This window comes from Candidatus Palauibacter sp. (assembly GCF_965213655.1).
Taxonomy (GTDB): domain Bacteria; phylum Gemmatimonadota; class Gemmatimonadetes; order Palauibacterales; family Palauibacteraceae; genus Palauibacter.
Genome location: NZ_CBDBZT010000003.1, coordinates 303983 through 327465, shown reverse-complemented (window position 1 = coordinate 327465; position 23483 = coordinate 303983). Strand labels below are relative to the sequence as shown.

The following is a 23483-nucleotide window of genomic DNA, read 5'->3' as shown; positions in this document are numbered from 1 at the left end:
GTTAGAAGAGCCGGAACTGGAGCCGCAGCAGACGGCCGGGCTGCGGCAGTCCGCACTGATCGAAGACCGTCGCGTCCGCGAGGTTGTCCAGCGACAGCGATGTCTGGAGCGTCCGGAAGGGTCCGCCGAGCGTGAACTCCCGGCTCACGACGAGATCGACCCGGGCCGTCGGGTCGAGCGCGACATCCGCGCCGAGGTCGGGGTCGACACAGTACTGCCGACCCACCGCGTCCACGGCGGCCCTGGCCCTGAAACCCGCCGGAAGCGGGCTCTCCACGTGCATCCCGGCCATGATTCCGGGCTGGTATTCGGGCCGGAGCGCGCCGCCCGCGAGCCGCTGGTCGGTGACGCTCACGTCCTGCCACGTCAGATCGCCGCCGAGGGAGACTTCGCCCCAGCGAGCGTCGCCGAGGAGTTCGAGCCCCGCCGCATCGACGCGGCGCCGGTTCTCCCTCCGGAACCGTCCGTCCCCGAGCCCCGTGCGTACGATCGCGTTGGAGAAGCTCTGGACGAAGAGCACGGCCTGTGCCTCGACCTCCGCCCCGAGGGCCTCCACCGTTCCGGTGAGGCCGGCCTCCACCGCGCGCAGAACTTCGGGCGCGAGGTCGGGATTGGGGACGAAGCGCCCAAGGGCCCCCGAATACAGTTCCCGCAGCGAAGGAAAGCGGACGCGGCGGCTAGCGCCCGTGTGGAGGCGGACGCGGCGCCCGACCTGCGCGGACCCCCCGACCCGCGCGCCCCAGTCGTCGATCGCCTCGCGCGCTTCCCGGCCACCGGTCTCCGGCGTGCTGCCGCGATCGAAGCTCGCACCCACATTGATGCGGGCGCCGGACCAGAATCCCGCCCCCTGCCGCGCGAGAGGCACCTCCACCTCGCCGCCGAAACTGAACAGGCGCTGCCGAAAGACGGACTCTCCACCGGGCACGATACGCTCCACGTGGCGGGTCTCGGCCAAGGTGAGCGCCGTCCGCACGACCCCCTCGCCAAGTTCGTGGTCGGACAGCCCCCGGAAGGTGAGGGTGCGGTCGTCCGCGAACTCCTGCTCCGCGATGTCCTCATAGGACAGCGTCTCGAACTCGTCGACCTGCGCGTCGCCCGCGTCGATCCCGAGGCTGACCTCGAAGTCCCCCGTTCCGAAGGGCGTGCTCCTCCACCCGGTCCCCGCCGAGACCGTGCTCACGAACCGCTTCGTCTCCGGAATCCGCCAGCGCCGCGGATTCGCGACGTGAAGCTCCGGAGGTACGCCCTTCTCGGCACGGTAGCCGAAGGTGGACGTCGAGAGCCACGCACCCGACTCCGCCTCGTAGCGGCCCGTGAAGAAGGCGCTCATGTGATCGAGGTCGCTGTTCAGGCGCCGGTTCGGATCGGGCGCCGACGGCTGGACGACGCCCCCGGCCAGGGGGACGCCATCACGCGTCCGATAGGCGCCGCCCGCCTGTACGGACACGCCACCCTCCCCCGAACTCCAGGTCCGGCCGAGGCGCGCGCCTCCGAAGGCCGCGCCCGTCGCGTCCATGCCGCCCTGCATCCCGTTGAGCCGCCGGTCCGGGTCCACGCTTCCGTGTCCGATCTCGATCGAGACCACACCGCCGAGGACGTTCGGGCCGTGGAGGACCGACGAGAGGCCCCGAAAGAGCTGGATTTCGCTCGCCGCGTCGACTGGAATGAGCGAGAGGTCGGTGCGGGCGTCCCAGCCGAGTGTGAGCGGCACCCCGTCGACGAGGACCGCGAGCTGGCGCGATTCGGTTCCGCGCAGCGACGGCTGGGCTTCGCCGCGCGAGTTCTCCCGCACCTGAAGGAAGGGGATCTGGCGCAGCGCCTCTTCGAGCAGCGGAACGGCGGCCACCCGCGGGGACTGAAGGCTGAGGCGCACCGCGCTCGCGCCGGAAACGCTGGCGACCGGCCGTAGCGCCTCGATCCGGAGCTCCCGCATTCGGAACTCGACCGTGTCGCGGGACACCGAGTCCGGCACCTGCGCCGCGACCGTCTCCGCGCCGGCGAGACAGGCGAAAGCCGCGACGAGCCCCCACGCGAGGCGCCCCCCGAAGCGCCGCGTGTGGCACCGCTCGATCTCTCGTTCAATCCGTCGTTTCATGCGCTCCCGCTCTCCGACTCCGCCGTCTCTCCCTCGCGCCGCCTCCGGACGCGGACGTTGCGATCCTTCAGGAAAGACGTACCAAGGGCAAGAAGGGCCACCAGAGCCGACAGAGTCCCGACCACATCGCCGAAGCGTACGTAGACCGTCAACCCATCCGTCGTCGACACATCCGCCACGAAGGCCGCGGGCTCGAAGAGTTCGGTGCGGTGCGAGACGCGCCCCAGCGGGTCCACGATCTTGGAGACCCCCGTGTTGCCGGAGCGCGCCGCCCCCATGCGGGTCTCGATCGACCGCATGACGAGGTGCGCCGGATGCTGCCAGAGGGCGCTCGAACGGCTCCACCACGCGTCGCGACCGAACCACGAGTCGTTCGTGATGTTGACGAGAAAGTCCGCGCCGTTTCGCCTGTAGTGTCGGGCCAGCGGCGAGAAGATCGACTCGTAGCAGATCATCGTCCCGTACGCCGCGCTTCCATCCTCCGTGGCGATCTCGATCGGTGCCTGCCACTCCCCGATGCCGAAGTTGCCGCCCGCATAGGGTATGGCCGCGAACCACTCGGGAGGCACGAACGGGACCCGTTCCACAAACGGAACGAGGAAGCGTTTGTCATAGCGGTTGACGACCCCCTCCCCGGGGCGGAAGTGGAAGGCGGAGTTGAACGACTGGTACTCGCGTTCTCCCAGATCGTCCGCGCCGCGACCGCCAATCGCCACCTCGGCATCGAGTACCTCGGCAATCCCCTCGGCCCAGGCGCGAGCCTCCGGCCATCCGGGATAGGGATAGGAGGGGAGCGGATCCAGGATCCCTGCCCCGAGCATCGTTTCGGGGAAGAGGACGAGATCCATGCGTTCCCGACCCGGCCACGTGGAGATCAGCGTCGCCGTTGAACGGAAGGCGCTGTCGGTCGACGCCGTACGATCCGTGTTGCGGAGGTGCTGCGGGACGCTGGGCTGGACGACCCCCACACGGGCCACGGGATGCACTTCCAGCGTGTTCCAGCGCGCCACCGAATAGGCGATCGGGAGCGCGAGCACGAGCAGGAGCCCGGCCGCCGGCCGCCGGAGCGCACGCCACCCCCCGGCCCGATACGCAAGGAACCCCGAGGCGGCGAGGGCGTTCGCGAGCGCGAGCCAGAAGGAGAGCCCGCGGGAACCCACGAGGTCGGCCGCGCCCACGAGGATGGGGTAGCCCGAGAGCGTGTCGCCGAACTGCATCCAGGGAAACGAGACATCGAAAAGATGGGCTCGCAGCACTTCCCCCGCAGTCCAGAAAACGGGGAACGCCACCTGGAGCGGCCAACGAAATCGGGTCCGAGCGAGGTGGATGCCTCCCGCCACCCACGACATGAAAGCGGATAGGATGAGGATCGGAGCAAGAAAGGCGAAAAAGGCGAACCACGTATAGAAGACGAGCGCCACCAGCAGCCAGTAGTAGACGAGCGAAAAGTAGACGAGCCCGAAGAGGAATCCTCCCTTGCGGGCCTCTCGCCGGCCCTCTGCCGTCGCCGGGAGCCCCTCGAGCCACACGATGAAGGGGACGAGCGCCACGAAGGAGGTGACGAGCAGGTGGAAGGGTGGGTGGGCCAACCCCATCAACACCCCGCCGAGAAGGAGGGGACCGGCCCTCTCGGGGACGAACCGCGCGCGCCAGTTCAACCCGCGCCCTCCGGCCTCGCGTCCCACGACTCGTCCTGCGCCTCATCGAGCGCCTCGCCCACGACCTCGAGCGTCCTCGCGATGTCCGCGTCGGTGTGAGCGGTGGAGAGGAAACCCGCCTCGAAGGCCGAGGGGGCGAAGAATACGCCACGCTCGAAGCACGCACGGTAGTAGCGGGCGAAGAACTCCGGGTCCGCGCGCCGAGCGCCCTCGAAATCGAACACGGGCCCCTCCGTGAAGAAGACGCCCCACATCGATCCCGCGGCCGTCCCGCAGGCCGGGAGGCCGCGGGCGCTCGCAACCGCCAGGATGCCGTCCACGAGCGTCGCGGCGCGGCGCTCCAGGTCGGCGAAGGGGTCCGTCCGCTCGAGTTCATCGAGTTGGGCGATGCCCGCCGCCATGCCGAGCGGGTTCCCCGACAGAGTGCCCGCCTGGTACACGCTTCCTTCCGGAGCCACGCGCCGCATCAGGTCCGCGCGGCCCGCGTACGCCGCGACCGGCAGCCCTGCGCCGAGAACCTTTCCGAGCGTGACGAGATCCGCTCCGACCCCGTAGCGCTCCTGAGCGCCGCCCCGCGCCACCCGGAAACCGGTCATGACCTCGTCGAAGATGAGCAGCGTCCCGGCACGATCGCAGCGTTCGCGCAGCCCCTCGAGGAACCCCTCGCGAGGCGGGATGAGGCCGGCGTTGCCCGCTACCGGCTCCACGATGACGGCCCCGAGCCGCGAGCCGTGTTCCGCGAACACCGTGTCTACCGCCTCGAGGTCGTTGTACGGCACGGCCAGCGTGAGGCCGGAGGTGACCGCCGGCACACCCGGCGAGTCGGGGAGCGACAGCGTGGCGACGCCCGATCCGGCAACGACGAGAAAGGGGTCCGCGTGGCCGTGGTAACAACCCTCGAATTTCAGGATCAGGTCACGGCCCGTCGCCGCGCGCGCGAGTCGCACGGCGGACATCGTGGCCTCGGTGCCGCTGTTCACGAAGCGCACCATCTCCACGCCCGGAACCCAGGCGGCGACGCGCTCCGCGAGTTCGACCTCGCGCGCATGGCAGGCCCCGAAGCTCATGCCGTCCCGGGCCGCGCGCGCCACGGCCTCGACGACGGGCGGGGCGGCGTGGCCGAGGATGAGCGGACCCCAGGAGAGGACGTAGTCGAGATAGCCGCGCCCGGCCTCGTTGAAGATCCGCGCGCCCTCGCCGCGGGCCGCGAACAGGGGCTCCATCCCGACGGAGCGGAAGGCCCGCACGGGCGAACTCACGCCGCCCGGCATCACGTCACGCGCCCGCCGGATCCAGTCGGAGGCGACGGGCGACCGCCGAGGCTCGCGGCTCACCGGCCCCAGGCGCTGTCGAGTCCCAGAACGGGAAGCCCTCGCCCCGATGCGCCCACCGATGCAGCCGCTCCGGGCGTCGCGCGCACGACTTCCCGGACGCGCCCCGCGAGGTCGAAGTCGGCGGCACGCTCAATCCCGACCCGCACCATCGCGCCGGGGCCGAGTCCGTTGCCGCCCAACAGCACGGTCACTCCGTCCACGTCGTCGGCCTGGCTCTCCACCCGGCCGAGGTGCGCCGCGCCCGCACCCTCGGCGTCGTCGCCGTAGAGGAGCCCGAGCGTCGGCTCATCGGCGTCCGCCGGCCCATCCACGACGGCGACGCGTTCCCGGCCGACCTCCTCGGCGAGCCTTTCGCGGCTTACGGCGCGCTGGACCTCCAGCACTTCCTCGAGGCGGTCGCGCGCCAGATCCGGGGGCACGAGGCCCTCCTCCATCGCCGCCGCGCGCGTCCCGTCCTGCGGCGAGAAGGCGAACGCCCCGAGCCGGTCGAACGGCACCTCGTCGAGGAAATCCACCAGTTCGCGGAACTCCGCGTCCGTCTCGCCCGGAAACCCCACGAGCACCGTCGTCCTCAGCGTGAGTCCCGGGATGGCTTCCCGCAGCCAGGCCACCTTCGAGCGCAACGTCGCCGCCCGCTCGGGCCGTCGCATGCGATACAGGACGCTGTCGCTCGCGTGCTGGATCGGCATGTCGATATACGACAGAAGCCTCGGCTCCGAGGCCATCAGTTCGACGAGCGGTTCGCGCAGTCCCGCGGAGTAGATGTACAGAAGGCGGAACCACGGGATCGCCGTCTCGCGCAGGAGCGCCTCCACGAGCGTCGCGATGTCCGTCCCATCGCGCCGTTCCCGCCCCCAGTGCGCGAGGTCCTGCGCCACGAGGTTCACCTCCACGGCGCCCTGCGCTTCGAGACGCTGCGCCTCGGCGACGAGACGCTCCAGTTCGAAGGAACGGTGCTTCCCCCGCCAGAGCGGGATCGCGCAGAAGGCGCAGCCGTGGTCGCACCCCTCGCTCACCTTCAGGTAGCGGACGTGGCGCGCCCCGACCGGGATCCGTTCCCCCGGGTGCACGCCCCCGGCCGGCACCGGACCCCCGAGCAATCCGCGACCCCGCAGTTCCGGCACCAGCCGGCCTAGGTCGCGCAGGCCGAGGAAGAGATCGACCTCGGGCAGCGCCTCCGCCATCTCCTCCCGATACCGCTCCACCATGCATCCGACGGCCACTACGCTGCGGCAGGCCCCTTCGCGCTTCAGCCGTCCCGCCTCGAGGATCGTCTCGATCGACTCTTCCTTGGCCGCGTCGATGAACCCGCAGGTGTTGACGAGGATGACCTCGGCCTCGTCCACATCCGTACGCTCGGCCCCGTGGCCGACGAGTTCGGCGAGCATGCGCTCGGAGTCGACGGTGTTCTTGTCGCAGCCGAGGCTGATGAGCCCTAGTCGCATCGCACGTCGTCAGGAAAGACCGGCACCCCCGCCGGGGGCGCGTAGTCGAAGACGGAGGGATCGATCGGTGCCTGGGGTTCAAGCCGGGTCAGCGTGACCGTGCGGAGGGTCTGGTTCTCCTCGCGAATCCGGAAGCGGCGCACGTAGTGGTCGGACACCCCGATCCAGAGGCGGACCTCCACGTACCGGGCCGGGAGCTGTCGCGGCGTGAGCGATACGACCCGTGTCTCGACCCCATCGATGTCCTCGACTCCGTCATCGACGCCGTCATAGCGGGTTCTCGCCTCGGACAGCAGACGCCCGAGGATGTCGATCGTGCCGATCTCAACGCCCTCCTCCAGGGCCGAGACCATCACCTGGTCGTGGAGCGAGGGTTCGTAGAGCCAGAGACACGATCCGTCGGCCACATAGACATCGTCGGCCGGTTCCTCGAAATCCATGCGGAACCGGTTCCGGCCGGCTTGATGCCAGCTCCCCCGACCCTCCCGCGTGCGGCCCAGAAGCGGGTTCTCGATGCGCTGCGAGAAGGCCGCCCTGAGCCGGTCGAGCGAGGCGTAGGCCGAGTTCGCGAGCGCGAGCAGCGAGTCCACGTCCACCGGCCCGGGTTCGCCTTGATCGGGGAGCGCCGGGGCCGGTGTCGACGCAGCAGGCGGGTCTCCGTCTTCGGTCTTCCGCGGTGGGTCCCCGGCCGGTCGCGTCGCGTCCGGGGCGGGAGACGCGTCTTCCGCGGCGTCACCCGATGGCTCGACCCGGGGCTCGCTCTGTTCGACGGGAGCATCCCCCGCGGCCACAGATCCCGCCGCATCGTCCCGGGGCCCGAACTCCGCATCGATGCGGGCCCGCTCTTCCGCGACTTCGGCGGAATCCGCGTCCGAGCACGCCGGCACGAGCCCGCCTGCAAGAAGGCCGGCCGCGACAAGTCCGATGCCCCGCGAACGAGACGGCTGTGGGCGGAAGGGCCTCATGGCTCGTCGACGCCCCCCTCGTCCAGATCCGTGAGCGTGGCGAGCACCTCGCGTGGCTTGGATCCCTCCGCGGGTCCCACGATCCCGGCCGCGTGCAACTGATCGATGATCCGCGCGGCCCGTCCGTATCCGATCTTGAGCCGACGCTGAAGCAGGCTCGTCGAACCCGCTGCGTGCGAGATCACGATCTCGGCGGCCTGCCGGAACAGCTTGTCCCGATCCTCGGCGCCGTCGTCCGACACCGCCGAGCCCCCGTCTTCCTCCTCCAACTCCTTCAGCAGGTCGAGGATGTCACGCTCGGCAGCGGCCTCTTCCTCGGCTTTCTCGGCCTCGGCCCGCGCCTGCGCCTGCTCCCGATACCAGTCGAGGAGACGCTCCGTCTCCTCCGAGGAGATGTAGGCCCCCTGGATGCGGACGGGATCGGACTCACCCGGCGGCAGGAAGAGCATGTCGCCATTCCCGAGCAGGCTCTCGGCGCCGTTCTGGTCGAGGATCGTGCGGCTGTCGATCTTCGACGCGACGCGGAAGGCGATCCGGCTCGGGATGTTCGCCTTGATGAGGCCGGTGAGGACGTTGACCGAGGGCCGCTGCGTCGCGAGCACGAGGTGGATCCCGACGGCCCGCGCCTTCTGCGCCAGCATCGCGAGCGGCGTCTCGACCTCGGACTGGACCGTCATCATGAGGTCCGCCAGTTCGTCGATGATGAGGACGATGTAAGGGAGCGGACCCTCGTCGTAGAGCGCCGGGTCGTCCATGACGCCGCGCTTGGGAAGGAAGACCTCGCGCCCGCCGTCTATCCGGCCGTTGAACTCGCCGACGTTGCGGCACCCGTTCGCGGAGAGCAGCCCGAAACGGCGCTTCATCTCGTAGACGGCCCACTTGAGGACGGACGCGGCTTCGTCGTTGTCGGTGATGACGGGGTGGCGGAGATGCGGGAGATCTCCGTAGACGGACAACTCCACCATCTTCGGATCCACCATCAGGAGGCGGAGTTCGGCCGGGGTGTACCGGCACACCAGGCTCGTGATGAGCGTGTTGATGCACACCGATTTTCCGGACCCGGTCTGGCCCGCGATGAGGAGGTGCGGCATCCGGGTCAGGTCCGCGCACGTCGGCTTTCCGGAGAGGTCGCGGCCAAGCGCGAGCGGGAGCACCTGGCGGCCCCGCCGATACACGGGGCTCTCGAGCACCTCGCGTACGAGCACCATCTCCGACGCCGGGTTGGGCACCTCGACGCCGACGGCGCCCTTTCCGGGAATCGGCGCCACGATGCGGACGGACGGCGCCTTGAGGGCGAGGGCGATGTCGTCCGCGCGGGCGGAGATCTGCCCAACCTTCACCCCGGGCGCCGGGACGACCTCGAACTGCGTCACGACGGGGCCCGTGGTCCAGCCTCCGATCTCCCCGGCCACGCGGAAGGTGGCGAGCTTCTCGATGAGGATCTCGCCGAGCCGGTCGAGATCGCGCACGCCGAGACCGCTGCCCCGCCCTGTCGGCTCATCGAACAGGTCGATCGGCGGGACGTCCGGGGAGCCGGGATCACCGGCTTCCTCCAGTTCCGGAACGGGAGGCGTCTCGTCCTCGGGCTCCGCATCCGGCTCGGGCTGCGCACTCTTCGGTTTCGCCGGCTTTCGCTTCTTCGCGGCGGGGCCCCGTCTGGACGACTTCGCCTTCGCTTCGCTCGGCGGATCCGGTTTGAGGGGCGGTCGCGGAGTGCGGGAGGGACGGGCGGCGCGCACCCCGCCCGCGAGGGAGCGGCCGAGTCCGAGGGTTGCGCCGCCGGCAGCCGCAAATCCGCGAGCGAGCGAGCGCCCACCCGCCGTCACGGCGCTGGTCAGGGACCAGCTCATGGTGACGAACAGCGTCAACACGAGGACGCCTGTGGCCAGGAGCACACCCCCGAGACGCCCGAACACCTGCGCGAGGCCGGCCCCGGCGGTCGCGCCCAGCCAGCCGACATCGCCCACGCCTTCGGGTCCCAGTCCCGCGATCATCCAGTACAGCGACGGAAGCACCGCGAGGAGAACCACCGACAGGATCGACCAGCGGAGGGCGCGGGTCGGGTCGCCCAAGCCGAAGAAATGCAGGCCCCACATGAACGCCGGGACCGCAAGGAGGGGAGAGAGGGCCCCCACGGCCTTCTGGAGGTTGCCGTGGACCAGTTCCCCGGCCGGACCGATCCAGTTGGACCCACCGCTGAACAGGGGAGAGAGCAGCGCGAACGCCACCAAAAGGCCAAGCACGATCAGCGCGACGCCCAGCACCTCGCGCCGTTGCCGTTCATCCACCATCAGCGTCCTCCCCGCCCCGACTGCCAACGAGGGCGCCGTCTCTCCAGACCGGCACGACCTCGAGATCATCCAGCCCCGCGCAAACCGCCAGGTCCGCGGTCCGGCCGATCGCACCCAGCGCCCGCCCGGCCGCGGTGCGGGCGAGGCCGGTCGCCGTTGGCCGTCCCAGCCGAGCGGAAAGAGCCTGCGCGGCCCGTGCTCCATCGGTCAGTTCGGCCTCCGCGACCGTCTGGACCAGCCGCCCTACAAGATGGCCCGCGCACCACGCGTCGTCCATGCTCACACGGCCCTGCCTCCCGGCGCACACGATCGCGACCCCGCGCCCGTCCGCGGCCGCGTCCGCCGACACCCGCCGGGCCACGGCACCGGCATTCCGGAAGCAACCGAGCTGGAGGGAGCCGGCGCCGGCACCGCGCGCCGCCTCGATCGCGGCCGTCCCGTTCGTCGTCGTGAACACAAGGGCGCGGCCGGCCACGACCCCCGGTTCGAACTCGCTCGGTGCGTTCCCAAGATCGAAACCACGCGGCGGGAGGCCCCGGCGTTCCCCGCACAGGAGCGCCCCTCTCTCGCGCGCCGCTTCCTCGCGCGCCTCTTCGACGCTCGGCACCGGAATCACCCGGTCCGCTCCGGCCGCGAGCGCGGTCGTGATGCTCGTCGTGGCCCGGATCACATCGATGACGATCGTCGCGCGTCCACACGGAGGGGCGATCTTGAGTTCTCCCGGAAGCCACAGCACATCGATCACGCTCACGGGCGAGCGCCGTTCACGAGCGCGTCAGAAACCGCTCGACGAACCCGGTGTCGATCTTCCCCGAGATGAAGTCGGGATGTGCGAGCACCTTGCGAAGGAAGGGTACGGTGGAATGGACGCCCTCGAGGATGAACTCCTCGAGGGCATGGTACGCTCGGACCCGGGCCTCTTCACGCGTCCTGCCCCATACGATCAGCTTTGCGAGCAGAGAGTCGTAGAACGGGGGTACGACGTATCCGCCGTAGATGTGCGTATCGACGCGTACGCCGGGACCGCCCGGCGCGTGAAAGGCGGTGATCGTTCCGGGCGATGGACGGAACCCGTGATCCGGGTCCTCCGCGTTGATCCGGCACTCGATGGCGTGTCCCCGGAACTCGACCGGTTCGGAGATCGCCAGCTTTTCGCCCGCCGCGATCCGGATCTGCTCCTTGATGAGATCGACCGAGGTCACGAGTTCGGTGACGGGATGTTCGACCTGGATCCGCGTGTTCATCTCCATGAAGTAGAACTGGCCATCCGGGGCGAGCAGGAACTCCACGGTCCCGGTGCTCTGGTATCCGATGGCCTGTGCGCCAAGGATCGCCGCCTGTCCCATGGCTTCGCGGAGTTCCGGCGTCACGGCCGGACTGGGCGCTTCCTCGACAAGCTTCTGGTGCCGGCGCTGGCTCGAGCAGTCGCGCTCGCCGAGGTGCATGATGCGCCCGTGACGGTCGCCCACGATCTGGACTTCCACGTGGCGCGGCCGTTCGATCAGCTTCTCGAGGTACACGGTGGGGTCGCCGAAGTTGGCCTCGGCCTCGTTCCGCGCCATGGCGAAGTGGTTGCGGAACTCCGCTTCCTCGAAGGCGGCGCGCATGCCCTTCCCGCCTCCGCCGGCGGCCGCCTTGATCATGACCGGGAACCCGATGCCGCGGGCTTCCTCGAGCGCGTCATCCTCATCGTCGACGGGCTCCGGCGAGCCCGGCACCACGGGAACCCCCGCCTCGATCATCGTCTTCCGCGCCTCGGCCTTGTCCCCCATGCGGCGGATCTGTTCGGGCGTGGGCCCGATGAACACGAGACCGCTCCGTCCGCAGATCTCCGCGAACTCCGCGTTCTCCGCCAGGAATCCGTACCCGGGATGTATGGCGTCGGCGCCCGTGATCTCCGCCGCCGCGAGGATTTGCGGGATGTTCAGATAGCTCTCGCGCCCCACCGGTGGCCCGATGCAGATGTCCTCGTCGGAGAAGCGGACATGGAGCGAGTCGTGGTCGGCCTCCGAGTATACGGCGACCGTCCGGATATCGAGTTCACGGCAAGCGCGCAGGATGCGGAGCGCGATCTCGCCGCGGTTGGCGATCAGGATCTTGCGGAACATGCGCCCGGCCGTGGCTGCTAGTCGGCTTCGATGCGGAAGAGCACCGCGCCGTACTCCACGGGCTCGGCGTTCTCGACCGCGACCTCCCGCACGACGCCCGCGACCTCCGATTGAAGCTCGTTCATGAGCTTCATCGCCTCGAGGATGCAGAGCGTTTGGCCGGCCTCCACGCGATCCCCGACGGATACGAAGGGGTCGGCGCCGACCGCCGGCGCGCGGTAGAAGGTGCCGACCATGGGCGAGAGCACCTCGAACAGCCCTGACGCGGGCGCCGTCTCCGCCGGCGGGGGAGCGGGCGCCGCGACCGGGGCCTGCGCGAGCTCGACGCCGCCCACAGCGGCCGCGGGTACGGCCGCCGCAGCCGCCATGCGCGGGGATTTGCGTATCCTGACCCGGGTCGGGTCTCCCGTGTCCGAGCCGACGAGCTCGATGTCGAGGCCATCCACGCCGGAGTCCTCGACCAGCTCGATGAGTCCCTTCAGCCAGTCCAAATCCATGGTCAGGTCACCCGCGTGATGTACTTGTTTTCGGTTCTGTCGACGCGCACGACGTCGCCGATCTCGAGGAAGAGCGGTACCTGTATCACGGCGCCAGCCGCCAGCCGGGCCGGCTTCGTTCCGCCCTGAGCTGTGTCCCCCCTCACTCCCGGGTCCGTCTCGACGATCTCCATCTCCACGAACTGCGGCAGTTCGATGGCGAGCACGGTGCCGTCACGGTTGAGGCTCTGGCACTCCATGTTCTCCTCCAGATACTGGAGCTGGTCCTCTCCGATCTGATCTTCCGACATCGGAATCTGCTCGAAGGTTTCCATGTTCATGAAGTAGTGCAGTTGGCCGTCCGTGTAGGAGTACTGCACGGGCCGACGTTCCAGGCGCACCTCCCTGACCTTCTCGCCCGCCCGGAAGGTCTTGTCGATGACCCCTCCCTCCATCACGTCCTTGAGCTTCGTGCGCACGAAAGCCCCGCCCTTCCCGGGCTTGACGTGCTGGAAATAGGTGATCGAGTAGAGGGTGCCCTTGAGTTCGATCACCATCCCTCGACGAAAATCCGAAGTATCTGCCATGATCCCCGATTGCCTTGTGGAATCTGCTGCTAGAGCCGGACGAGGGCGCGTGGAAGGCGGGTCAGCGTGCGGGCACCGGCCTCCGTGATTCGCACATCGTCTTCGATGCGCACGCCGCCGCGCCCGGGAAGATACAAGCCCGGTTCCACTGTCACCACGTTGCCCGGCTCCAGGACCTCGTCGGATCGGGAGGAGAGGCTGGGCCCCTCGTGCACGTCGAGTCCGATCCCGTGTCCCGTGCTGTGGCTGAAGAAGCCGTCCATTTCGTGGCGCGCGAACGAGGCGCGCACTGCTTCGTCCACGTCGCGGCACGCGACGCCGCCCCGGATGGCTTCGCGCGCCCTCGTCTGGGCTTCGAGGACCTGCTCGTGAAGGGTCACCTGCCAGGCTTCGGGTGTCCCGCGTATGCAGGTGCGCGTGATGTCGCTGCAGTACCCATCGATCCGGGCCCCGAAGTCGATGAGGAGGAGATCGCCGGACTCGAGAGGCCGGTCCGTGGGCGTCGCATGGGGCAGAGCGGAGTGTTCTCCCGCCGCGACGATGGGATCGAACGGGAGCGTGTCCGAGCCGCCGCTGCGGAGCTCCATTTCGAGCGCGGCCGCGATCTCACGTTCGCTCGGGGCAGCGGACCACTCCATGGTGGACAGCAGCCGGTCGAACGCGGCCTCCGCCACCGCGACCGCCCGTTCGATCGCGTCCACCTCGTCGCGAGTCTTCACCTGTCGCAACGTCCGGACGAGATCGAGGTGCGGTATGAACGTCATGTCGGGGAGCGCGCGGCGAAGGGACTCGTAGTCGGCGACCGTGAGTCCTTCGGCCTCGAACGCGGTGGGGCCGCCCCCGTCGACCGCCACCGCGGCGACGCCCCGAATCCACCCCTCGCGGGTGATCCGGATGCGGATCGGATCCGCCACCTCGAAACCCGCCTGCTCCTCGTAGCGAGAGTCCGTAACGAGCAGCGGCGGGCCCTCGAGGGGGACCCACAGGGCTCCAGCGGAACCCGTGAACCCGCTCAGGTAGCGTACGCTGGATCGGGCGGTGACGAGGACGGACCGGTGCCCCGCGGCCCTCGTCGTCGCTGCAAGCCGAAGGCGGCGCGCTCCCGCCGGCGTCACTCCGCTCCCGCTTCGGTGCCCCCGCGCAGATGCTGGATGAGCGCCTCGAGGCCGAACAGGTAGCTGGAAGCCCGGAATCCGGTGATGACGCCGATCGCGAGGTCGGACAGGAGTGATGTATGCCGGAACGGCTCGCGGGCGAACACGTTGGAGAGGTGGACCTCGACGAAGGGACGGCCGGAGCCGGCGAGGGCGTCGCGGAGCGCTACGCTCGTGTGGGTCAGGGCCGCGGCATTCACGAGCCACGCATCCACCGCTCCGGTTGTCGCCTGCACCCAGTCCACGATCTCGCCTTCGTCATTGGACTGGTAGAACGTGAGCGATACACCGCTGGCCCCCGCGCGCTCGTGCAGGAGCGCCTCGATCTCGGCCAGTGTCCGCGTTCCGTAATGGCGGGGTTCGCGCTGCCCGAGGAGGTTGAGGTTCGGTCCGTTCAGGACGCCGATGCGCATCGCCTCGGGCACCCGCTCAGTCGGAACCGGCGGGAGCTTCGCCGTCGAGGATCCGGCGGAGTTGCTCGCCGATCGACTCCGGGGCGGGTGCCGACGCCGGAGCTGCCGCCTCTTGCCGACCGGCACTCCCCTCCCCCGGCCGTTGCCCCGCGACCGCGGCGCCGCTCGTGCCCGGCCCGTCCGCCGCCGCCGCCGCTCGGCGGCGCATCGCTGTGAGCGCGGCGATGAGATCCGCATTGTCCGGGTCGCTCGACAGCATGTGCTCGTACACGCCGATGGCGCGGTCGAAGAGGCCCTGACTCTCGTACAGCCCAGCCAGCGTGGCGGTCTCGATCGCTTTCTGGCGAACGGCTGCGGTGCCGCTCGCGTCGCTCCCGGGCACGGGCCGGGCGTCGGCTTCGTCGCTCTGCCACGCTTCCTCGAGTTGCCCCAGCCAGTCCGCGAGAGCTCCCCGGCCGGTACGGCCCGCGTCCGTCTCCGTCCGCTCGACACCGAGCGCCATACAGGCGAGGGGGTTCCCCGGGTCGATGGTCAGGATGTGCTCGAACTCGGTCCGCGCCGCCTCCTCGTTACCGAGTTCGAGCAGTACACGGGCGTGAAGCAGACGCGCGTCGAGATAGTACGGGTGATCCTTCAGACCATCCCGAATCACGCCCAGGGCGCGCTCCGGCTCTCCCGCTTCACGGTGCAGATCGGCGAGACGCGCGAACGTGTGCGTCCGCGGCTCCAATTCGGCTCGGCTCAGGAGTTGGTCGATTTCGGCGGTCTGGTCGTCGGTGGCCACGGGCGTCGCAAGGAGGAAAGCGGCAGGTTCGGGCCTTCCGACCCAGTCCCCGGCAACATACCGACGGCATTTTTTCGTTGTCAACGAACGTCGCCGGAATGCCGCGGGGCCGCCGCCTTTCGTTGCCCGGAAGGCGGGGCCGGCGTACGTTTTCGGCCAATCACGGAACCGGCGGCGTCGCGGACGATCGCTCGCGTTTCGGCCCCGGCGCGGCCGCGTTCGGGCGACCTGATTCAAGACGACAGGGTGGGTTCGGCGTCTCATGTTCATGCGGAAGATGCGCGGCAGCGCAAGCCTGGTGATGGGCATCATGGCCGCGGCCTTCGTGGGCTGGCTGGTGTTCGACGGAATCAACGCAATGCAGGGAGGGAACCTCGGCGGGCAGGTCAATCCCGTCGTGGGGCAGGTCGGGGGACAGGACATCCGCTACAACGAGTGGAATGTCTTCCTCCAGAACCAGCTCGCGGTGAGCCGTGCGGTCGATCGTGGCATGACGGACGAAGACGTCCGCGTCGTGACCGAACAGGCCTGGGAGAGTCTGGTCAGCGCAACGCTGATCCAGGCAGAGTTGGACCGCCTCGGCGTCAGCGTGACGGACGCAGAGGTCCGGCAGGCGTTCTTCACGCAGCCGCCGCAGGAAATGCTGAGCTACCCCGGATTCCAGACGGACGGGCAGTTCGACATCGACAAGTACCGCCGTTTCTTCACGGACCCGGCGACCGACGAGATGCAGCTGTTGCAGATCGAGAATTACTACCGCTCTATTCTGCCGCGTGCGAAGCTCCAGACGCTCGTCCAGAGCGGGATCTACGTATCCGAGGAAGAGGCATGGCGCTTCTATCGGGACACCAACGAGCGGGCCCGCGTCCGTTTCGTGCGGGTCGACCCGGCCCTGACGGTGGCGGACTCCCAGGTCAGCGTTGCCGAGGATGAGGTCCGGCAGGTCTATGACGAGCGCGTGGACGAACTCATGCGGCCGGCCAGTGCCCGGGTGAACATGGTCAGCATCTCGCTCCGGCCCTCCACCGCCGATTCCCTGGCTGCCCGGGAACGGGCTGCCACCCTCGCGGACCGTGTACGAGACGGCGAGGACTTCGCCGAAGTGGCGGCCGCGGAGTCCGCGGACTCCATCTCCGGCGCCGAGGGTGGTTTCATGGGCATGCGGCCGACGAGCGCCTACGACCCGCGCCTCGCCGAGGCCGCCGCGGCTGCCCCGCTCGGGCAGGTCACGGATCCGGTCGAGACGCCGTTCGGACTGCACGTCCTGCAGGTCGACGATCGGACCACGGACTCCCTGGCGCTGCGCCAGATCTACGTTCCGTTCGAGATCTCCGGCGCCACCGAGGATTCGGTGTTCACGCTCCTCGACGACCTCGAGGATGTCGCTCTGCGGACGGATCTCACGACGGCCGCCGACTCGCTGGGGGTGACGGTCCGCACCGACGTGCAACTGCTGGACGGCGTGGACTTCATTCCGGGCGCCGGCCAACTGGGGGTTGCGAGGGAGTGGGCCCTGGGCCCGGAGAGTGAGATCGGAGACCTGTCCGACTCGTTCGAGAACCCGACGGGCTTCCATCTGTTCGAACTCCTGGGGCGCCGGGACGAGAGCACGATTCCGTTCGAGGAGGCCGAGATCGGAATCCGCGCGGAGCTGCTCGTGGAGAAGAAGAAGGAACAGGCCGCCGAGCTGGTCGGCGGCCTGCTCGACGCGGTCGCGGCGGGGAGTTCCCTCGAGCAGGCGGCGGAAGAACTCGGTTGGTCGGCCGCGGAGACAGACTCATTTCGCCGGGGCGACTTCGTGCCGGGACTCGGTCAGGGCACGGAAGCGGTCGGCTTCGGATTCGGAACCACCGTCGGTGCGGTCAGCGGCGTCCTCGACGCCGGGGATGCCGTGGTCGTCCTGGAGGTCCTGGAGCTCGAAGAGGCCACGCGTGAAGGATTCGAGGAGGTCAGGGACGCCGTGCTGGGGCAACTGGGATTCGAGCGGTCCCAGCAGTACGTGCAGAAGTGGCTGACCGCGCTTCGCGAAGACACGGTCATCGAGGACCACCGCGCGAGGCTCCTCCTGCAGCAGGAGGCTCAGCCCATGATCCCGGGCTTCTGATCCGGCGCCCCTGAGACGAGACCTGCCCCCGGTCCCGCCGGCGGCGCCGCTAGGCTTCCGTGTTCGAGGAGCGGGCCTTTGCGGTCTCCTGGGAGGCGGAGGCAGCCGACGGAGACGCGGTGTCCCCGGTGATCTCGGCCCTCACGTCGCCCTCGACCTCCTTGATCGAACCCTTGAACTCACGGATCCCCCGGCCCAGGGAACTCCCGATCTCGGGAAGCCGCTTCGCGCCGAAGAGGAGAAGGATAGCGAGGAAAACGAGCAACAACTCCCATGGGCTCAGACCAAACATCTCATACTCCTTGGTTGTGGCTCATCTCCGGTGTCCCGGTCAGAGAAGCGACCGGGTGAACCAGGCGACGAGCACGACCCCGACGACGCTCAACACGTTCAGGCGCAGGACGATCGGCCCCAGCGTGACTGCGAGCACCTTGAGATCGAACGCGAGCGGCTGCAGTGAAGCCGCGACCGTTGTAATGAAGAACTGACGTGCTGCCGACGGGGGCAACGTAACCGCCATAAGTTCGGTGAGCAGCCCCCCGAGCACAAATCCCCCCGCGATGACGAGGACCATGCGTATCGGGGAACGATTGCGTCTGCTTCCGAAGTTCACACGCTACCGTACCCTCTCCACTACGTAATCCACTGCGAGGCTCAATGCCTCGAGGCACCGACCCGGCGGTAGACACTGAAGCTGATCCCGGGCCCGGCTTGCCCGCGACCGGGCTTCCTCCCGAGCCGCCTCCACACCTCCATGCCCTTCCACGAGATCCACGATCTCCTGGACGGCATCAGCGGAGGGCTCCGGGTCCGCAAAGAGCGCTTCCACGGCGCGTCGTTCCTCCCACTCCATCTTGGGCAGAGCGGCGATCAGGGGCAACGTCACCTTGTGTTCCTGCAGGTCCTGGCCGCGCGGCTTGCCCATGACGCGAGTCGACGATGAGTAGTCGAGCAGATCGTCGACGATCTGGAACGCCATACCCAAATGATGGCCGTACGCGCGCAGGGCGTCCCGGTATTGGGGGGCCCCCGAAAGCGTCCCGAGTTCGCAAGCCGCGGACATGAGAGACGCCGTCTTGTGCTCGCACAGTCTCTCGTAGTCCTCGCGCGTGAAGTCGAGGCCGTCGTGGAGCACGAGCTGCCGCATCTCGCCGATCGTCATGCGGTTCGCAGTGTGGGCGAGGAGTGCTACCTGCCCCAGCTTGCCGAGCGCTACGACCTCGATGACCGCGCGCGAATAGAGGTAGTCTCCCGCGATGATCGCGACCTGGTGTGTCCAGCGGTGATTGACGGTGGGCCGACCTCTGCGCCTCGCGGAGTGATCGACCGCATCGTCATGCACGAGGGTCGCGACGTGCAGCAGTTCGACGATGGCCCCCAGCTTCACGGCCTCCGGGGAGGGGCGCCCCCCAACACCGTTGGCAAGAAGGAGAAGGGTCGGCCGAAGCAGCTTGCCGGACCGCGCGAACAGATAGTCGCCGACTTCGTCGAGGGCCTCGAATCCCGATGGCACCATCCCGAGCAACTCACGCTCGACGGCGACGAGGCGGGCCGCTACGGGCAGGCGGACGTGTTCCAGATCGATGGAGGTGGTCGGGAGCATACTCTCCTCGGCGCGCGAACCGCGCATGAAGTGCCCGGGAATGTCGGGGCGGTGAAGGAGAATGTCAAAAGCGCCCGGGGCCGATGCCGCCGCCGATACCGCTGCCGAAACCACCCTGTCCATCCTGCGTCTGCTGGTCGTAGTCGAACTTGAGGTCGGGGGCATCCCGCAGGCTGACGCTCATCTGGAAGATGAAGTTCCCGTTCGGTGAGCGGGCGAACATGAAGGTCGCCATCCAGCGGTGGAGGGCGCGGTCAAGCGTGATCAGGTGTTCTCCGAATTCCTTCTGGGTGAGGTTGTACGTCGTCCGCCAGGCTAGGCGCCAGTTCGGCGTCGGGTTCAGCGACAAGACCGCGTTGAGCGACTGTCGGTCCTGCGAACTCTGCTCTTCCCGCCCGCGCTGCAGCGAGTAGGTCAGCGCAAGCGTCCACGGGCCGCCGGCCCGCAGGCCCGGGTCCACCGGGTCCGGGTTCTCGTCGAAACTCTGCAGCCGGTATCGGGAGTCGGCCGCATTGCGCAGGCGGTTGCGGGGATCGGCGCCGCCCCCCCCACCCCCGCCCCCGCCCAATCCGAGGAGGCCGCCGAGACCGCTGGCCGAGCTGAACGTGAAACTGCCCGTAAGGCTCGAGAGGATGGGGGCGAACATCCGCTCCTGACCGGTACCTTCGAACAGGTCCAGAGACATGTTCAGAGACAGTCCCCGCAGCAGATCCGAGTTGACGCGGTGCGACCAGCGGTCGGTGGTCAGCGGTGATTCGTCCTCGCGAGACCAATCGAAGGTGAGAGGACTCGAGTTGATCCCCAGGAGGACGACGTTCCGGCGCGGCTGCGCGCGGCGCGGAGCATTAGGGTCGCCCGTGTCCCCTTCGGTACCCGGTGCCGTCTGCTGCCCGCTCTCGGCCAGTCCGCGCTCCGCGGCGAGCGGGTCCCCTTCGGCGGCGTCGCCCTCCTCCGGGGCCTGTACGCCCGCCGAATCGCCGAGCACCGCGAGCGAGTCCGCTTCGGGCGCGGCCGCGTCCGTCTCCTGGCCGGTCGAATCGGCTTCGAGCGAGCGGCCCTCCAGCAGTGCCGTCGCTTCGGGGTCAAGCTCGACTTCCTCCCGCAGCTTGGCCTCGAAGGTCTGGTTCAGCGTAAGGCGGAGCCGGTTCTCCTGCTTCGAGTTCGACACCGGGAAGCCCGGGATCGCAAGCAGCGAATCGGAGGCTTCCACCGCAGGCGAATAGTCGTAGTGAAAGCGGGGCGAGACCTTGTGCCGGATCCGCTCGAACGGACCGACGCCGGGAAGAAACCCGTAGAGGTCGGTGGACACTGCGGCTCCGAAGCGCAGGCGCGTCGGCGCCGTGATGAACTCTCCGCCCGTGTCGTCCGACTGAAACCGGCTCGCGTCCACGCTCAACGTGGGGCGCAGCGTCGTGCTCCCGACGAGGTCGATCTGGTAGTCCGCCTGCGCTCCGTAGTCCAGTTTCGAAACGCTCCCGGACGCTGCGGACATCGTCGTGTCGGCGCCTGGCATCGGCTGGAACGGAAGTACGGTGGCCCGGTTGAAGTTCGTTCTTCCGCTGACCCCGAAGGAGCCGATGCGAAGGGCGCTGTTCGCGGACGCAATTTCGGTTCTCTTGCCGTCTTTCTCTTCCTGAGTCCGGTCGAGGCGCGAAGCCGAAAAAGCACCGTTGACGACCATATTGTTGAACGGCCCGCTGCGGTTGCGGGGGGCGCGGAAAAGGGTCAGGGGCGAGAAGGTCATCTGAAGTTTGGGCAGCGTGAGGTCGGTCTTCCCCCTCTGCGCTCCCAGATCCTGGCGCCGGCTCCCGCTCAGGTTGACGGACGCGAAGGGGAAGCGGTGCTGCACACCGACATCCGACGCGATCCGCTGCGTCTGTATTGTCGGATCGAAGGTCTGACGCTCGAAGACGGTAGTGTTCGAGATGAAGTTCGCGTTGACGCGGATATCCGTGACGGGAGTCAGTTCGTGCCGGTGCCGCATCTGGAACTGCAGCGTCTTCTCGTTCCCGAAGCTGTAGCTCGCGAGAACGTTGCCCCGGAAGAACTTCTTGATCGACCGGTAGCGGACGGCCCCGTTGAGGCGGGTGAAGCGTCCGCTGAACCAGTCGGCCGTCGCCTGCGCATCCATGAAGTCGTTGAGCGCGAAGTAGTACCCGAAGTCGGTGATGCTCCGCCGGGCATTGCTGGAGGACGCGACAACGTCGTTGAAGCCGAAGCGGGGGGGCAGGAAACCACTCCTTCGGTCCTCGCGAATGTCCTGCGCGAAGAACGGGAGCCAGGCGACCGGCACGTTCTGGATGTAGAGGGTCACGGGCCACGCCACGACGATGTCGTCCGAAACGACCTTGATCTGCCCGGCGCGGAAGTAGTAGTGCGGCTCGTCGGCTTCGCACGAGGTGAAGTTCCCGGTCTCGACGAAGGCTGTGCCGGAGCCCCGGAGCGTCATGTCGCCGAGGATGAACCAGTCAGCCCCCTGCTGGGCGAACGAGGTTCGCGCATCCAGGACGGTGCCCTTGGTGGACGAGACATCGTAGTTCAAACACTCGTCCGAGATGACGTTCTCCCCCTGCCCCTCCAGGGAGATGTTTCCGCACCCGCGGACGAACTGCAGGCCCGCCTCGTAGGTGATCGTGTCCGCATCGATCGTGGACTGCTCGTAGGTCACCTGTGCTTCTCGATTGAGTTGTACCCGCTGCCGGTCGACATCCAGCTGGACGCCGCGACCCTGGTACCGGATGGTCTGATAGCCCGGCTCCCCGAGGAGTTGGCCGAAGATGTCATCCTGTTGCGGGAAGGGCGGGTCGGTCGGGCCCGCATCGACGGTGTCCGCTACCGCGGCATCGAGGGTGTCCGCCGGTGCCGCATCGAGGGTGTCCGCCGGTGCCGCGTCGCCAGCCGGAATCGAATCGCCGACCGCAACGGAGTCATCGGACGCCACCGGATCGCCGGTAACGGTCGAGTCCGTCACCGGAATCTCGAGTGTATCCCGGGCGGTGGAGTCTTGCGGCAGGGAGTCCCGCCCCGCGACCACGACCGTGTCGGTATCCGCACGAGCGGTGAACTGAAGGGGTCGGGCGCCCGCGGGCGCGGCGCGCGCCGTTTCGACCGCGCCGAGGCCGCCGAGCAGGGCCGCCAGCCCCAGGAGCGCGCGAAGTCTCAGTCGGAACTTCCTTCCCCGGAGGTCCGCTCCGCCTCCCGCTCCTGCCGACGGCGCCGGAGCACGCGGGTCATGATCACGGACACCTCGTAGAGCAGCATCATGGGCAGCATCATCGCGAGCATCGTGTAGGGGTCGGCCGGCGTGAGGAATGCCGAGACGACCGCCATGGCGACGATTGCGTGCCGCCGGTACTTCGCGAGCCCCTCAGGCGTCACGATCCCGACCAGCGACAGGAACACGAGAATGACCGGAAGTTCGAAGATGAGCCCGAACGCCAGAATCAGCTTGACGGCGAAGTTCAGATACTCGCCAATCATGATGACGGGGTTGAGTTGTCCGTCGAAGAAGTTCAGCAGGATCCTGAGTCCCAGCGGCAGGACCAGGAAGTACGCCATCGAGATGCCGGCGGCGAACAGGAGGGTCCCGGAGGCGATTGCCGGGACGGCGAACTTGCGTTCGTTCGCGTACAGGGCCGGGGAGAGGAAGGCCCACGCCTGCCAACCGAGGTAGGGCAAGGCGGCGAGGAGTCCCACGATGAAGCCGAGCTTGAGGATCATGACGAAGGGAGTGGTGGGACTCGAAAAGTTCAGGTTCTCGCCCGGGAGGAGTTCCACGATGGGCCGCTCGATGATGCCGAGCACGTCGAACTGCGTGACCGCCACGAGCCCGATGACGAGCCCGACAAGAAGCGCGAGGAGCGCGCGGATCAGCCGGGAGCGCAGCTCATCGAGATGGTCGAGGAAGGGCATCTCCGCCTGATCGGTCGCACCTGTGATCTGTCTCCGGGGCCTCATCGGCTCTGGTCACCTCCTGATAGGAACAGGTCGACCTGCCCGGCCGCGCTGTGCCCGGCGCGTCGCAGCAGCTGCCGCACCTCTTCCATGAACTCCGTCGTGTCCTGGAAGTTCCGGTATACGCTGGCGAAGCGCACGTATGCGACCTGGTCCATGGCTCGGAGCCTCTCCATGACGAGTTCGCCCAGGCGCAGGCTGGCGATATCCCGCTGGTCCTCCGCCGCCAGCTGTGCCTCCACCTCGTCCACGAGGGATTCGATGCTGCTGTTCGATACTGGACGCTTGGCGCAGGCCACGCGAATGGAGGCGAGGAGCTTCCCCCGGTCGTAGGTCTCCGACCCGCCGTCCTTCTTCATGACGAGTAGAGGCTCTGCTTCGACCTGCTCGTAGGTCGTGAATCGTTCTCCGCAGGAGAGACACTCGCGCCGGCGGCGAATGGCACGGCCGCCGCGACTCGTGCGGGAGTCGACGACCCGCGCCTCCGGGTGGTTACAGCGGGGACACTGCAT

The 23483-nt window shown here is 68.4% G+C and carries 20 protein-coding genes; 1 reads left to right on the top strand and 19 read right to left on the bottom strand.

All coding sequences use genetic code 11. The features are described 5' to 3' along the window. Position 1: 1 nt before the first annotated feature. From ACOOGH_RS03730 to ACOOGH_RS03670, 13 genes are all read right to left on the bottom strand, one after another. On the bottom strand, positions 2-2095 hold the full coding sequence (locus ACOOGH_RS03730) for a TonB-dependent receptor plug domain-containing protein (RefSeq protein ID WP_420447636.1): 2094 nt from the start codon (positions 2093-2095) through the stop codon (positions 2-4). Continuing rightward, positions 2092-3753: an apolipoprotein N-acyltransferase gene (gene lnt / locus ACOOGH_RS03725; RefSeq protein WP_420447635.1), complete on the bottom strand. Its 1662-nt coding sequence runs from the start codon at positions 3751-3753 to the stop codon at positions 2092-2094. The genes ACOOGH_RS03730 and lnt overlap by 4 nt, the downstream gene beginning before the upstream one ends. Further along, entirely contained in the window at positions 3750-5087 is a 1338-nt protein-coding gene (gene hemL, locus ACOOGH_RS03720) for a glutamate-1-semialdehyde 2,1-aminomutase (RefSeq protein ID WP_420447634.1), read from the bottom strand. Before hemL ends, lnt begins: the two co-directional genes overlap by 4 nt. Continuing rightward, the gene (rimO, locus tag ACOOGH_RS03715) at positions 5084-6532 is read right to left on the bottom strand and encodes a 30S ribosomal protein S12 methylthiotransferase RimO (protein WP_420447633.1); all 1449 of its coding nucleotides are present in this window, start codon (positions 6530-6532) and stop codon (positions 5084-5086) included. The genes hemL and rimO overlap by 4 nt, the downstream gene beginning before the upstream one ends. After that, positions 6523-7419 (bottom strand): LolA family protein, encoded by an 897-nt coding sequence (locus ACOOGH_RS03710; RefSeq protein WP_420447632.1) that lies wholly within the window; start codon positions 7417-7419, stop codon positions 6523-6525. Before ACOOGH_RS03710 ends, rimO begins: the two co-directional genes overlap by 10 nt. A 74-nt stretch (positions 7420-7493) precedes the next feature. Further along, positions 7494-9788: a DNA translocase FtsK gene (locus ACOOGH_RS03705; protein WP_420447631.1), complete on the bottom strand. Its 2295-nt coding sequence runs from the start codon at positions 9786-9788 to the stop codon at positions 7494-7496. Next, positions 9778-10539: a 2-phosphosulfolactate phosphatase gene (locus tag ACOOGH_RS03700; protein WP_420447630.1), complete on the bottom strand. Its 762-nt coding sequence runs from the start codon at positions 10537-10539 to the stop codon at positions 9778-9780. Before ACOOGH_RS03700 ends, ACOOGH_RS03705 begins: the two co-directional genes overlap by 11 nt. A 13-nt stretch (positions 10540-10552) precedes the next feature. Beyond that, entirely contained in the window at positions 10553-11896 is a 1344-nt protein-coding gene (gene accC / locus ACOOGH_RS03695; protein WP_420447629.1) for an acetyl-CoA carboxylase biotin carboxylase subunit, read from the bottom strand. Positions 11897-11913: 17 nt separating this feature from the next. Beyond that, complete coding sequence (gene accB / locus ACOOGH_RS03690) at positions 11914-12393, bottom strand: acetyl-CoA carboxylase biotin carboxyl carrier protein (RefSeq protein ID WP_420447628.1); 480 nt, start codon at positions 12391-12393, stop codon at positions 11914-11916. A gap of 2 nt (positions 12394-12395) precedes the next feature. Next, on the bottom strand, positions 12396-12959 hold the full coding sequence (efp, locus tag ACOOGH_RS03685; protein WP_420447627.1) for an elongation factor P: 564 nt from the start codon (positions 12957-12959) through the stop codon (positions 12396-12398). A gap of 29 nt (positions 12960-12988) precedes the next feature. After that, complete coding sequence (locus ACOOGH_RS03680; protein ID WP_420447626.1) at positions 12989-14074, bottom strand: M24 family metallopeptidase; 1086 nt, start codon at positions 14072-14074, stop codon at positions 12989-12991. Next, entirely contained in the window at positions 14071-14526 is a 456-nt protein-coding gene (gene aroQ, locus ACOOGH_RS03675) for a type II 3-dehydroquinate dehydratase (protein ID WP_420447625.1), read from the bottom strand. The genes ACOOGH_RS03680 and aroQ overlap by 4 nt, the downstream gene beginning before the upstream one ends. A 16-nt stretch (positions 14527-14542) precedes the next feature. Beyond that, positions 14543-15310, bottom strand: coding sequence for a tetratricopeptide repeat protein (locus ACOOGH_RS03670; RefSeq protein WP_420447624.1), 768 nt, complete (start codon positions 15308-15310; stop codon positions 14543-14545). A gap of 262 nt (positions 15311-15572) precedes the next feature. Between ACOOGH_RS03670 and ACOOGH_RS03665 the strand changes: the two genes are divergently transcribed. After that, positions 15573-17414 carry a peptidylprolyl isomerase gene (locus ACOOGH_RS03665; RefSeq protein ID WP_420447623.1) on the top strand — a complete coding sequence of 614 codons (1842 nt, stop codon included), beginning with the start codon at positions 15573-15575 and terminating at the stop codon, positions 17412-17414. Between the two features lie 49 nt (positions 17415-17463). Here ACOOGH_RS03665 and ACOOGH_RS03660 read toward each other — a convergent pair whose 3' ends face one another. From ACOOGH_RS03660 to nrdR, 6 genes are all read right to left on the bottom strand, one after another. Next, the gene (locus ACOOGH_RS03660; RefSeq protein WP_420447622.1) at positions 17464-17706 is read right to left on the bottom strand and encodes a Sec-independent protein translocase subunit TatA/TatB; all 243 of its coding nucleotides are present in this window, start codon (positions 17704-17706) and stop codon (positions 17464-17466) included. Positions 17707-17745: 39 nt separating this feature from the next. Then, entirely contained in the window at positions 17746-17988 is a 243-nt protein-coding gene (locus ACOOGH_RS03655) for a DUF4321 domain-containing protein (protein WP_420447621.1), read from the bottom strand. Positions 17989-18030: 42 nt separating this feature from the next. After that, positions 18031-19017: a polyprenyl synthetase family protein gene (locus ACOOGH_RS03650; RefSeq protein WP_420447620.1), complete on the bottom strand. Its 987-nt coding sequence runs from the start codon at positions 19015-19017 to the stop codon at positions 18031-18033. A 64-nt stretch (positions 19018-19081) separates the two neighbouring features. Next, on the bottom strand, positions 19082-21988 hold the full coding sequence (locus ACOOGH_RS03645; RefSeq protein ID WP_420447619.1) for an LPS-assembly protein LptD: 2907 nt from the start codon (positions 21986-21988) through the stop codon (positions 19082-19084). Positions 21989-22176: 188 nt separating this feature from the next. Then, positions 22177-22974, bottom strand: coding sequence for a twin-arginine translocase subunit TatC (gene tatC, locus ACOOGH_RS03640; RefSeq protein WP_420447618.1), 798 nt, complete (start codon positions 22972-22974; stop codon positions 22177-22179). Then, complete coding sequence (gene nrdR, locus ACOOGH_RS03635; protein ID WP_420447617.1) at positions 22971-23483, bottom strand: transcriptional regulator NrdR; 513 nt, start codon at positions 23481-23483, stop codon at positions 22971-22973. Before nrdR ends, tatC begins: the two co-directional genes overlap by 4 nt.